Annotated in this window: 10 protein-coding genes; all 10 read right to left on the bottom strand. The window is 71.0% G+C overall.

Annotated features, from left to right (window positions below; translation table 11 throughout):
* Nucleotides 1-2: 2 nt before the first annotated feature.
* Nucleotides 3-1,076 (bottom strand): type VI secretion system baseplate subunit TssG, encoded by a 1,074-nt coding sequence (tssG, locus tag ASD34_RS26615; protein WP_235510272.1) that lies wholly within the window; start codon nt 1,074-1,076, stop codon nt 3-5.
* Complete coding sequence (gene tssF / locus ASD34_RS26610) at nt 1,052-2,944, bottom strand: type VI secretion system baseplate subunit TssF (RefSeq protein ID WP_056584553.1); 1,893 nt, start codon at nt 2,942-2,944, stop codon at nt 1,052-1,054. The genes tssG and tssF overlap by 25 nt, the downstream gene beginning before the upstream one ends.
* Before the next feature lie 6 nt (nt 2,945-2,950).
* Entirely contained in the window at nt 2,951-3,466 is a 516-nt protein-coding gene (gene tssE, locus ASD34_RS26605) for a type VI secretion system baseplate subunit TssE (protein WP_056584550.1), read from the bottom strand.
* Nucleotides 3,459-4,286, bottom strand: a complete 828-nt coding sequence (locus ASD34_RS26600; RefSeq protein ID WP_056584547.1) for a type VI secretion system accessory protein TagJ — start codon at nt 4,284-4,286, stop codon at nt 3,459-3,461. Before ASD34_RS26600 ends, tssE begins: the two co-directional genes overlap by 8 nt.
* A gap of 40 nt (nt 4,287-4,326) precedes the next feature.
* Complete coding sequence (locus tag ASD34_RS26595) at nt 4,327-4,884, bottom strand: type VI secretion system tube protein Hcp (RefSeq protein ID WP_056584544.1); 558 nt, start codon at nt 4,882-4,884, stop codon at nt 4,327-4,329.
* Between the two features lie 54 nt (nt 4,885-4,938).
* Complete coding sequence (locus tag ASD34_RS26590; RefSeq protein ID WP_056584542.1) at nt 4,939-6,957, bottom strand: caspase family protein; 2,019 nt, start codon at nt 6,955-6,957, stop codon at nt 4,939-4,941.
* Nucleotides 6,954-8,090, bottom strand: a complete 1,137-nt coding sequence (locus tag ASD34_RS27690; protein ID WP_056584538.1) for a hypothetical protein — start codon at nt 8,088-8,090, stop codon at nt 6,954-6,956. The genes ASD34_RS26590 and ASD34_RS27690 overlap by 4 nt, the downstream gene beginning before the upstream one ends.
* 27 nt (nt 8,091-8,117) lie before the next feature.
* A complete protein-coding gene (locus tag ASD34_RS26580) occupies nt 8,118-8,786 on the bottom strand; it encodes a hypothetical protein (protein WP_235510270.1) in 669 nt (222 codons plus the stop codon).
* A gap of 111 nt (nt 8,787-8,897) precedes the next feature.
* Nucleotides 8,898-10,487, bottom strand: coding sequence for a murein transglycosylase A (locus tag ASD34_RS26575; protein WP_056584532.1), 1,590 nt, complete (start codon nt 10,485-10,487; stop codon nt 8,898-8,900).
* A gap of 54 nt (nt 10,488-10,541) precedes the next feature.
* Nucleotides 10,542-12,419 carry a serine/threonine-protein kinase gene (locus tag ASD34_RS28515; RefSeq protein ID WP_268810589.1) on the bottom strand — a complete coding sequence of 626 codons (1,878 nt, stop codon included), beginning with the start codon at nt 12,417-12,419 and terminating at the stop codon, nt 10,542-10,544.
* Between the last annotated feature and the right edge of the window lie 103 nt (nt 12,420-12,522).

The following is a 12,522-nucleotide window of genomic DNA, read 5'->3' as shown; positions in this document are numbered from 1 at the left end:
ATCTAGACGATTGGCGATGGGGTGGTTTGAAACGCCGGGGCCGACTTGCGCGCAATGCGCACATCGGCCGCGTCGCGCACGCGGGGCCGGTCGCCGAGCCACGAGATCCAGCCCAGGCGCGGCGCGTTGCCTTTGCGCTGGCCGAGCCGGGTGGGCGGTACCTGGGCCTTCTCGAGCACCAGCTCGGCGTCCCATTCGAGTTCGTCGCCCAGGAGCTGCTGCATCCAGCGTTGCAGCACGGAGCGCGCGTCGCCGATGGGAAGAAACATGCGGTACTGGTCGATCGTGAGCGGCCCCAGGTGCAGGCGCACGCGGTGCTGGCGGTCCCACGCGCGCGTGCCGAGCATCGCGCCCATGCCCATCGAACGCGAACTCTCGCCCTGCCCCAGCCGCGTGACCTCGTCCGTGGGCACGCGCATCCAGTGGCCGACCCAGCGCTCCAGCTTCACCGGCACGCCGAAGTAGCTGCACAGCACCGACTCGACGCTTTCCGCGTTGTGCACGCGGCGCGCCAGCCAGCCCGAGAAATGCAGGCGTGCGTCGTCATGGATCTCGTCGCGCCCGATGCGCCCCGGCGTGCCGATGCCGACCAGCGCGCCGACCTGAAGGCGGAAGCGGTCTTCGCCCGGCCGGTCGAGCGCCACGGCGGGACGCGACTGCGCCCACGCGCGGTAGAAGTGCAGCGAGAAGCGGTGCGAGAAGGTGTCGAGAAAAGCCAGCCAGGTCGGGTCGCCGTGGTTCAGGCTGCGCTCGCGGATGAAGTCGCTCAGGTGCACCGGCAGCGGGCCGTTGGGGCCGATGTAGCCGAAGAAGTGCTGGCGCAGGCGCGGCGGCGAATGCGAGGTGGCCGGCTCGAAGCGGCTGAAGCTCGCGGGCGCGAACGACAGCGACGGCTCCTGCCCCACGCGCACGGGCTCGGCGCTGGGCAGCAAGGCGCGGCCCCAGCGCGGCGTGGTCTTCGCGACGGACTCGATGCGGCGCATCACGGCGAAGTAGTCGAAGTCCCACGGCTGCGCCGACCACCCGCGCAGCGCGTGATCGACCCGCGTGCTTACAGAATCTGTCGTGTCCCGCACAGCGGCCTCCAGCGCATGGCTTCGCCCTTGCCCGCGACACGCAGCACGGTCTCCACGAAGTGGTTCACCTCGACATGGCGCGCGAGAAACTGCGCCAGCACGGCACCGAACAGGAAGGCGCTGTGGCCGTGGAAGGCGTCCTTGTCGACCTCCAGCGTCACCTCGAGCCCGCGCCCGAAGGCGATCGGGCCCGCGAGCGGCAGGCGCCGTGCCACGGGCTTGCTCTTGACCGACAGCAGCCCGCGCACCTGGCCCTGGCGCATCTCGTCGGCATGCACGGCGTAGAGCATGAGCGTCTCGCGCAGCGCGGCGGCGCCCTGCTCCGGCGTGCTGTCGGACAGCGACAGGTAATTGAGCGCCAGGTGATCGATGACGCGCCAGCCCAGCCCCTGGCTCACCACCGGCGACACCGGCCGCGACGGCCCGCGCACCATGCGCACGCGCTGCACGGGAAAGGAGTCGACGCAGTCGAAGTCGTTGTCGCGGCCCAGCGGCATCAACAGCGGCAGGTCGCGGTTGGTGCACAGCGCGGTCACGGCGAGCTGGCGCAGCGTGGCGGCGTACGGCGCCTGCTGCGGGTCGACGATCTGCATGTAGACCTCGGAACCGATGTGGCTGCTGCGGTGGCCTTCGGTGCGCTGGCGCACCGAGAGCATGCGCGGCTCGCGCGTGGTCGTGAAGTAGGCCGGGTGGCTGTTGCGGCTGCCGTGGAAGGCGGAGTAGAACGGCCGGAACGGCTGCTCGGCCACCGCGGCGTCGGCCCCCGGCGCGCCGTGGCCGATGACCTCGGTGACGGTGTGCACCTCGAAGTCCTGTGGCCGCGTGCGGTCGGGCACCAGGTGGAACTGGCTCACGCCCTCGGTCACGGGCACGCGGTCGAGCCGCTTGGTGAACAGGTTGACGGCGGGCACGCAGTGCAGCTGCACGTTGTCGGCGCTCACCAGCTTCTCGAGCGCCGCGTCGCCGCGCGAGAACAGCAGCACGATCTCCAGCTCGGTCACCGGCATCGTCGCGAGCAGCGCCTGCAGACCGCCGATGCGCACGAACTGGAAGCGCTGCGGAAACGCGAAGTACTCCTGCAGCAGCCGAAAGCCCGAGAAGCCCGTGGCCGTGACCGGCAGCAGCGCCTCGTCGTCCCCGAAACCGACCGCGCCGATGGCGCTGCCCGGCAGGCTGCGCACGGGGCCCTGCAAGGCACCGCCGGCCGTGAGCGGGCGCACCCACACGCCCACAGGCTGGCCCAGCGCGCATTCGTGCAGCTGCCAGGCCACGTCTTCCGCGCCGCCGAAGTGCAGCACCAGGTCGTCGAGCGCGATCTGGCTGAAGTCCAGCCCCGCCGTGGCGCGCAATGCGATGCGCAGGCCGCCGCGGATGGCGCGCGACTGCGGGTGGGTGTTCAGCGGCAGGTCGGGCGCGTAGGTGAAGTACTGGGCGCGCTGCACCTCGATCGGCCAGATGCGCAGCGCGGCGGCGGTGCGGAACTCGCAATGCGTGTTCTGCCCTACGGCCTGGCGCGCGCGCAGGCCGGCGCCGCGCGGCAGCGTGGGGCCGGCCGCGAGGTTGGCGTCTTCCGGGTCGGGCACGAACGACACCACCGTCATGGCCGGCGTGGGCGCCAGGAAGTGCGGGTAGACGATGTCGAGCAGGTGGCCCGTGAAGCGCGGGTATTCGGCGTCCAGCTTCAGGCCCACGCGCGCCGAAAGGAAAGCCGTGGCCTCGATCAGCCGCTCCACGTACGGGTCGGCGACTTCCTGGCCTTCGATGCCCAGCCGGTGCGCGATCTTCGGGAACGCACGGGCGAACTCCGAGGCGCTTTCGCGGAAGTAGCGCAGCTCCTGCTCGTACAGGCTCAGCAGCCGAGGGTCCATGTGGACTTACCTTGGGTTTTGCGCCATGTCCACGATCTCTATGCGGCCCTCTTCCAGATCGACGCGGCTTCGCATGAGGAACTCGAGCGGCACGGGCTGCGCCCACAGCATGCCGCGTATCTGCAGGCCAATGCTGTTGTGGGACTCCAGGGCCGGGCCTTCCATGACGAGTTCGACTTCGAGTGTGCGGGACAAAATGCGCGGCTCGAACTGCAGGATTGCGTTCTTCAAAGCCTGTTCCATGCTGACACGCTGCACCGACGAGGTGAACTGGCCAGACAGCATAGGCAATCCGTAGTTGATGACGGAGCGCGCGGCATTCGGGTGCTGCTTGTCCTCCATCGACAGGCCGTGCCCCGTGGCATTGAAGAGCCAGCCGAGGTCGCGCAGCACGGCCTGGCGCAGCGCCTGCTTGGTGAGCGTGCGCTTGTCGTCGCCCTCGCGCTTCTCGTCGGGCGCGTGGTCGACGAGGCGGTCCAGCAGCGAGGGCTGCAGCCGCTCCTGCGCGGTGAGCTCAGCCACCGCCGCTGCTTTCGCCGCCTTCAGCAGCAGGCGTGAAGAGGATCTCGCGCACGTCCATCAGCGCGTACTCGCCGGCGTCGCTGCCGAGCACGCGCTGGCCGTAGCCAGCCCAGACCTCGGGGCGCAGCTCGCGCCACTCGGTCTTGCGCGCCAGGCGCAGCTCGCCGTCGTCCTGCGCCTCGGTGCCTTCGTAGCGCGTGGGAATGAGGGCCAGCGTTTCGCCGCCGTTCTCGAACTGCAGGTGCGCGGGCATCCAGACGCAGTCGCGCAGGTCTTCGGGCGGCTCGATCTTGATGTGCGCCAGGCGCGCGTAGGGAATCCAGTAGTACTTGCCGTTGACGAAGGCCTCGAGCACCGGGCCCAGGCGCATGTCGGCGTCGGCCAGCCATTCGAAGGGCGCGCCGTCGATGGTGCCGGCGATGGCGGGCGCGCCGTCGAAGGCGCGCTGGCGCAGGTCTTCGGCCAGCCCGCTCTCGCCGCGGCCTTGCCGCAGCAGCGATTCGATGAGCAGTGCCAGCCATTCATCGGGCTGACCGAAGATCATCGGCGTGCGCGTGCCGGCGAACACGTCGGCGCGCAGGCCTTCGCAGCGCACGGCCTCGCCGTACACCTGCTTCATGGGTACAGCGAGCGCATCGAGCTCGGCCGCGACGGTGAGCTGGTTGAGCGCGCGCTCCCACTGCCCGAGCACGCACAAGAGCTGCGCCATGAAGACGCGGTGCTTCGGGTCGGAAGGCTTGGCGCGCACGTCGTCGCTCAGGGCCTTGAGGGCAGCCACCGGGTCGGCGGCCTTGAGGAAGTCTGCGGCGGTCGTCGTCATGGCGTAGTGCTCCTGGAGGCGTTCGGAATCAGATTTCGGTTCACGTCCGGGTGAACTGGCATTCGCGCACCGCGCCGCGCGCGCCGCTGGTCTTCTGCGGGGCCGACTTGATCTTCACCGTGCGGTAGCTGATGGAGACCAGCTCCGAGGGCACGCCCCAGTGGCCGCCGGAGTTGAGCACCAGCCGGCAGATGCGCGCGTTCTCCAGCGAGATCTCGAAGGTGGCCTGCGCCTCGGGCGATTGCGGATCGCCGCCGGCCTTGTAGGCGCTGATGACGACCTTCAGGTCTTTTTCCTGCGCGCGCAGCAGGCTGGCGAGCGTGGCCGTGGCCGCGTCGCTGCGGCGCGCGACGACCAGGTTGTGAGGCACGACCTGGTTCTGCGCGGACGATTCGGGCACCTGCACCGACCAGTAGTAGCCGCCGATGTTCAGGCGCGCCTTGCCGTCGTCGAAGACGCGTTCGAGTTCGCCCTCGACGGGCGAGCCCTTGCTCTCGATCATCATGACCAGGTCGGTCTCGGCCGAGCCGGTGCCGATCAGTTCGTAGAACTGCCGTGCGTCTTCGGGGCTCCAGGAGCCGTCTTCGAGAAATGCCATGTCAACCTCCGGATTCGGACAAAGAAAACTGGACCGGGACCACGCGCGCCCGCCTCATGGCCGCATACCACCGTCTGCCGCGGCGGCGCTTCTGCGCAGCAAGGCCGCGAACACCTGGCGCTCGCCGCCGGCGGCCGGCGGCTGGCCGCCGCGCACGCGCACCTCCGACACGTCGGCCTGCGCCGCGGTGGCCACGCCGAACAGGCGCGGCGCGCTGTGGGGCGCGGCCGGCACCGCCATGACGAGCAGGCGCGCCTCGCCGGCCGCATCGAGCCAGGGCAGGTCGAAACGCTTGACCGCCGGCTGCTCGGGCGTGCCGCGCTTGAAGCGGTTGGTTTCGCCGGCCCCGTCGGGGTACACCGCCTGCAGCGCGCCGCGCGCGTCGATGCCGGTGATGACGAGGTCGAGCGAACGGCCGCTGGTGTTGCGCACGTTCAGGCGCACGCGCTCGCCGGGCCGCAGTGCAGGCAGCACGCTCGCGGCCTCGGCGACGGGCACGCTGCGCAGCAGCCGGTCGGCGCTCCAGACTTCGAGCGCCGCATCGAAACCGTCGAGCTGGCCGCCCCTGGCATGGGCCTGCAGCTGGGCCAGCCACTTGAGCTGCGCCATCGCCTGCAGGCGGCGGCGCAGCGCGGCCACGTCGGGCACCACGACGGTCGAGGCGGCGGCGCCGAACACGGGCGCGAGCGCTTCGAGGCGATGGCCGGCGGGGCCGAGGTCGGTCCAGCGCACGTCGGCGCTCGCGGGGTCGTCGGCCAGGCGGATCGCGGCCGGGTAATCGAGGCTCAGGCCGGCGGGCAGCGGCTTGTCGGCGCGCACGCGCAGGGCCGTCGCGGCCGGCTCGGCAATGGGCGTGACGCTCCAGAACACGCTGCCCGGCAGGTCTTTCAATGCCACGGGCACGGCGAGCCAGGCACCGCCGAGCTTGATCTGCGCGATGGCGGTCGGCGCGCGGCGCACGGTGCCGTCGTCGAGCGTGGCGAGCACGCGCACCTCCTGCTGCGGCGCCAGGCCGTCGAGCAGGCCGGCCTTGACGGCCAGGCTGTCGCCGCTGCGCTGCGCGCCCCACACCGGGCGCGTGGACGCGGGCGCGCCGCTGTTGGCGAACAGCGGCGCATCGAGGTTGCCCTCGGCCACGGGCGACGGCAGCTCGCGCGTGGGAAAGCGCTGTGCGAGTTCGTCGATGACCGGCGGGTACAGCGCGAGCACGCCGTCGAACAGGTCGCGCCAGGTCGCGGGCTTGCGCGCCAGCGACTCGACCACGGCCCAGGTCAAGAGGCCCTGCGGCCGGGCACTGCGCGCCTTGCGCGGCAGGCGCAGCTCGGGCGTGATCTGGTGGCTTTCGGATGCGAACAGCGCCACGTAGCGGGCGCGCGGCACGGCGTCGCCGGTCGCTGGCGGAGACAAGGACCGTGCCGTCGACGCACCGCCCGCAAGCTGCGTCGCGCGCAGGCCGCGCCAACGCACCTCGTCGTCGGTCGGCCCCTCGGCGGTCGCGGGCGCATCGCCCGTGCCGCGCGTCATGGAATTGGCGGAGCAGGTGTCGAACACCGAGGCGACGAACACGTTCTTCGCGAGGAAGGCCTGGATCCAGGCGTCGAAGTCGACGTCGCGCAGGTCGCCGCTGAGCGCGGCATCGGCGCCGAGCGTGCCACGCACGTCGCGCGCGAGAAAGTTCTCGGACAGGCCGTCGGGCTCCTGGTAGCGCTTGGCCACGTCGCGCAGGCGCGTGCCGTGGCCGGAGAAGTACAGCAGCACGAAGTCGCCGCTGGCCGACTGCGCGAGCAGCCGCGCCAGCGCGTCGTGGATGGCCTGCGATTCGGGCAGCGCGGCGCCGGGCACGCCGTCGGCGAGCACGGCAATGTCGGGCGCGGTGAAGCCCTGCTTCAGCAAGGCATCGCGCATGAGCATCACGTCGTTGCGCGGCGCCTGCAGCCACAGGGCCTGCGGCTGGTTGACGAGTTCGGAGACGCCGACGAGCAGCGCGCGCTGCGCGGCCTGCGCGGCAGCGCCGCCCGCGCCCCACACCACCAGCGCGAGCAGGAACCGCAGGCTGCACGCGCGCCAGTTCATGGCGGCTCCGAGGCCGGTCCGGCCGATGCGACCAACGGCGACGTCGCGAGCACCGACAAAGCACCGACCGGATCGGCCACACGCAGGCGCCAGACACCATTCGGCCCCGGCCCGCCGACCACTTCGGCCGACATCGTGTGCAACAGGCGATCGGCCTCGTCGATGCGCACGCCGTCCTTCCAGCGCACGACCAGGTTGGCCTGCGCCGCGACCGGTGCGGTGGGCACCGAGCGAAAGCGCACGTCGTCGTCTTCGGTGGTGCCACGCCCGCCGATGAGCCCCACGTTCTGGATCACCGCGAACAGCGCCACCGCCGCGAAGGCCGGGCGTGCCCAGCCTTCAGCGCCGAACCAGCGGCGGATGCTGCCCCACCAGCCGTCCTCGGGCCGTGGCAGCGGCCGGGCGGGCGATGGCGATGGCGACGGCGTGGCAGGTGTCTCGTCCTGCGGTTGCGCCAACGCACGGCCCAGTTGCAGGCCGGCATCGCGGTACAGCGCCTGGTAATCGGTGCGCGGGTCTTGCGGGCCGAGCGGCGTACCAGACAGTACCGAGAACGCACCGCCCACGGCACGCAGCGCGATGCGCCCCGGCTCCGGTGCAATGGCGGACACCGCACGCGCCGCCCATTCGTCGTGCACCGCGCGGATCGCGGCGAGCCGCGTGGCCGAAACCTCGCCGAGCACGCGCGCGGCCAGCTGCGGGCAGGGTTCGAGCGTGAGCATGTTCCACGCCTGGACCACGCCGAACATCGGCTCGAAGGGCTCGTCGTCGGGCTCGAGCAGCACGTCGAAGTCCGAAGCCCAGTCGGGCTCGCCGGCGGCCATCCAGCCTTGCCAGAGGTCGCCGTGGATGCAGCGGTCGAGCAGCACGCCAAGCAGGCGCCCGTCGTGCACCACGCTCACGAGGCGGCCCGGCGCCCAGCGCGCAGTGAAGGCGCGCCGGGCGACAGCCTCGCGGCGCCGGGCCAATTCGGTCAAAGGGAGCAGCAGGTCCGACACCCCGGACGTGCCCGCGCCCGCGCTGCCGTGCGGCATCGCGACGGGTGCGGCGTCCGGCGGGGCATCGCCGGGCGGCGCGCCGGTTTCGAACGCATGGCGGATCACGCTGAGCGGGGGCCAGAGGTCGGTGGTCATGGCGTCTGTTCCTGAATGGCTATGTCTTCAGACATAAGACGCTTCAGCCCCGAGGATTTTGAAAACCTGCAGGATCGCCGCCATGTTGTCGGCCTCGATGGCGATGCCCAGGGTCTGGCCGATCCAGCTGCCGATGCGGGTCTGCGCATAGCCGGCGCCCAGCCCTTCGCGCTTGTGAACGAGGCCCAGCCGGCCGGCGCGGTAGTGGTACGAGGCGATGGCGTGGCGCGAGGCGATGCCCGACAGCCCGCCCTCGGCCTCCTGCCCGAAGCCCTCGCACAGCAGGATGCGCTCGGGCTCGGGCAGTCCGGCAATGAAGGTGCGCGCCGCCAGCTGCACGGCCTGCGCGCTGAGGCCGTGCTCGGCCAGGCAGCCGTCGAGGTCTTCGCCGGGGCCGAGTTCGTCTTCGAGCTGGGCCTCGGTGATCTGGTCGCCGATGGAGACCTTGCGGCGAAACGCGCTGGCGCGCGTGCAGTCGATGAGGTAGCGACGGAAGTACGCGCACAGTGCGAAAGCGGTGGACGGCGCGCTGTGGCCGGCACGCTCTTCCGACTCGTCGGGGTCGGCATCGAGCCGCAGCACCTTCACGTAGATGAACTGCGCCACCAGCTCCTGCCGCCCTTCGCCCAGCACCTGCAGCTCGGGTGGGTTGCAGGCCACGAGCGCATCGCCCACGATGCGGTACATCGTGCCCATGTCGTCCGAGGACAGCGTCTGCCGGCGCCGCCAGAGGCGGACGAGTTCAGAGCTTTCCGCGGACGAAAGGGTTTCCTGCATGAAGGGCCAAGGGGGTCTAAAGAAACGGGATCAGTCGTCGACGCAGACGCCTTCCGTGGGCACCAGGCACTGCGGAAGATTCGCGCCGACCGGCCCGCCGCGCGTGCGGATCGCACCCGACACCGCGGCCTGCGCCACGGCGAGGCCGCGCGGCAGAAGAATCCACAGCTGCCCGCGTTCCTTCATGCGGCGCGCGTTGGTGGCGGCCTGCTGGCCGTTGCCGAAGAAGTAGTCGGCCCGCACCGCGCCGCGGATCGCGCCGCCGGTGTCCTGCGCGATGGTCAGGCGCTGCATGGGGGCGCCGCTGCCGGGCGTGCGCGTCGACACGAACACCGGGTAGCCCAGCGGCGTGCTGCGCGGATCGACCGCGATCGAGCGGCCGGCCGACAGCGGCACGCCGAAGGCGCCCACCGGGCCGCCCGCGGGCGAGGTCGATTCCTTGAAGAACACGTAGCTCGGGTCCTTGATGCCGCTGCCGGTCACCGCGCCGGCCGTGCGACGGCCCGGCACCACCACGGCGCCGCTGGCCGTGGGCCGTGCCAGCGTGAAGCCGCGCGTGCGGATCACGCTGTTGTCGATGGCGCCCGTGTCTTCGTCGTCGCCGTCGTCCAGCGTCAGCTCCAGCGAACCGCCGCGCACCTTGACCGCGCTGCGCGGCTTGCCGTTGGCAGCCCGCGCGATGGTCGGGCGGAAGGGCTGGCCGTTCTGCTCGGCGTAGGCCACGCGCACGATCTCGCCGCTGGGCAGCTTGATGCGGCCCGAGCCCTGGATCTGCATCTCGTACAGCGCCGTGGCGCTGCTCACGAAAGCCAGCACCTTGGCGTTGGGCGCGCCCTTGGTCTCGATCTCCTCGCGCGTGTAGTACGGCAGCAGGCGCTTGCCGTCGATGCGCAGGCGCACCTTGCGGTCGAGCGTGTCGCGGGTGATGGCGGAAAGGTCGAGCGCGTACAGGCCCGGTGCGCCCATGTCGCGCGTGCTCAGGCCGCTTTGCACGATCACGTTGCGGCCCTCGACCTTGGCGGCCACCGTGCCGCTGCCGGCCGGGAGCCTGCGAGCATCGACGAACAGCATGTCCTCGGGCTGGCCGTAGACCGGGTAGATGAACGGGGCGCCGTAGGTGCGGCTGCCCGCGATCTCGGGCTCGAAGTAGCCGGTGACCACGCCGTCGGGCTTGCGGTCGTCGTCGCGGATCTGGTAGGCCGAGAACTCGCGCTCGAAGAAGCCGCGAATCGCCTGCGTGCTCTTGCCGTCGACCTTCAGCGCACGGTCGCACACATCCTTCCACTCGGCGCCGCGGCCGTTGAGCACCTTGCAGCTGCCGAGAAAGGCCGGCCAGCTTTCCGAGAAGTCGTCGCGTGCCCAACCCGGCACGGCATCGAAGCCGACCGAGGTGTAGGTGGCGAGCTGGGTCGAGAAGGTGCGCGCCTGGCCAGCCACGCTGCCGCCCGTGGGGCGGGCAGGCGCAGGCTCGGTCGTGGCGGGCGTCGTGGGCGTGAGGGGGGCAGCAGTGCTCGCGGCGGGCGGCGGCGTGTGGGCGCAGGCGGCCAGCAGCGCCAGCGCGATCACGGCGGCCGTGCGGCAGAGGGGGAGCGCGAAGTGCGGCGACGGTGACGTGTGCATGAAAGTCTCCTGGTCGTGGAAAGGAGGCCGAAGCGGCCGACGCTCTACAGACGATTACTTCTCGACGATTTTGAAATTCGCGACGCCATAGACGTCGTTGCACGGCGTGGCGCCCGGCGCGCAAACCGGCTTGCCCAGCAGCGGCGATGGGCCGGTGCCGCGCGTGGCTTCGAGCGCCGAAAGCACCGGCAGCGGGAACTGCGGAAACACGCCCTCGTTCTGCACGCCGGCGTCGCCGAAGTCGCGTTCGTGCTCGCTCACGAGCACCGCGAACTGGTTGGTGCCGGCCGGCCCGCCAGCGTCCATCGGCCACGACGCGCGCGGCAGCGCGAGCGTGCCGTTGGCGGTGATCTTGTTGTACTTGTCGAGCAGGTTCGGGAACAGCAGGAACATCTCGCCGCCGCTGGACAGCAGGAACACGTAGACGAAACCGTCGCGCTTGCTGCGCACTTCGAAGGCCAGCCGGTCCTTGCCGATGGCGACCTCGGCCTTCTTCGGTGCGGCCGTGACCTCGAAGCCCGGCGCGGCACCGGCGGCGAGCGATTGCAGCGACTCGACAGCGGTGCGCGGCTTGGGTGGCGCAGGCGGTGGAGGCGGTGGAGGCGGCGGTGGTGGGGCCTCGGCGATGGAGGTGGGGGCGTCGGTGGGCGGTGCGGGTGTGGCGGTTGGCGCCGTCTTGCCGGCATCGCCCTCGCCGCCGGAGCGGCCCATGACCCACCACCCACCCCCTGCCGCGACGACCAGCACGGCGGCTGCGATGGCGTCGAGGACGGCCTTGTGGTTGCTGCCGCCGCTCCTGCCGTTGTTCGTGGCAGGTGCCTTCGCGGCGAGGGGCTTCGGCATGTGCGCCGTGCCGATCACGGTGGGCCCATCGGCGCCCGATGGACTGCTGCTGCTTCGCGCGCCCGACGGCGGCACGGTGCGCGGCGTGGGCGCGACGCTGTGGCCGACCTCCAGGCCCAGCGCCGCGCGCAGTTCCGCCATCGACTGCGGCCGCGCCTCGGGCCGCACGCCCAGGCCCGCATCGATCGCCGCGAGCAGCCGGTCGCTGTAGCGCTGGCGCAGGATGTCGTTGCCCGCGAGTGGCACGTAGCTGTCGGACAGCAGCCGCGCCACCGACGGCGGCGGCGCGCGGCCGCACACGGCGACGTGCATCACGGCGGCGAGTGCGTAGACGTCGGTCCATGCGCCCTGCGACATGTCGGGCATCTCGGCGTACTGCTCGATGGGCGCATAGCCGGGCTTGAGGATGACGGTGATCGCCTGCGTCTTGTCGGTGATCACGCGGCGCGCGGCGCCGAAGTCGAGCACCACCGGGCGGCCGGAGCCTTCGAGCAGGATGATGTTGTCGGGAGCGATGTCGCGGTGGTAGCAGTGAGCGCCGTGCATCACCGCGAGGGCCTGCGTGACGCCGTCCATGATGCGGGTGAGCCAGGCTTCGTCGACGCCTGCCGGGATGGCGACGAGTGCCTCTCGCAAGGTGTCGCCCTTGTAGAAGGGCATGACCATGTAGGTGGTGCCCTTTTCTTGCCAGAAGCGGTAGACCTTGAGGAGCGAGGGATGGTCGAACTGGGCGAGGAGGCGGGCTTCGTTGATGAAGCTGCGCATGCCTAGGTCGAAGGTCTCTCTGTGTCTTTCTGACAGGGGGACGACGGTGCCGTCTTGCTGTCTTGTCGATAGCGATGTCGGCAGGTATTCCTTGATGGCTACTACGCGTTCGAGGGTGTGGTCCCAGGCTTCGTAGACGACGCCGAAGCCGCCCTGGCCTACGACGCGGGTGATTTCGAATTCGGCGAGGCGGCTTCCTACGGGGAGGAGGCCGGCTTCGTGTGTGCCTGTGGCGGGGCTGGTGACGGGGGTGCCTGAGGGTGTGGTGAGGCCGCCGGCGGTGATGACGGTAGCGCCTGTGTCGGCGCCGCCTGTGGATGGCATGGGGCGGGAGACGACTCGGGTGCGGTCGTCTTCGGGTGGAGGGGCGTTGTCGGTCATTGACCTGCTCCTGCTGGGCGAACGCCGCTTTGGGATTGCTTTCCGG

Origin of the sequence: Variovorax sp. Root473 (genome assembly GCF_001426505.1) — a bacterium.
In the GTDB taxonomy this organism is placed as follows: Bacteria; Pseudomonadota; Gammaproteobacteria; order Burkholderiales; family Burkholderiaceae_C; genus Variovorax.
Note: the sequence above shows the minus strand (reverse complement) of the source record. Positions and strands in the feature narration are given on the sequence as shown.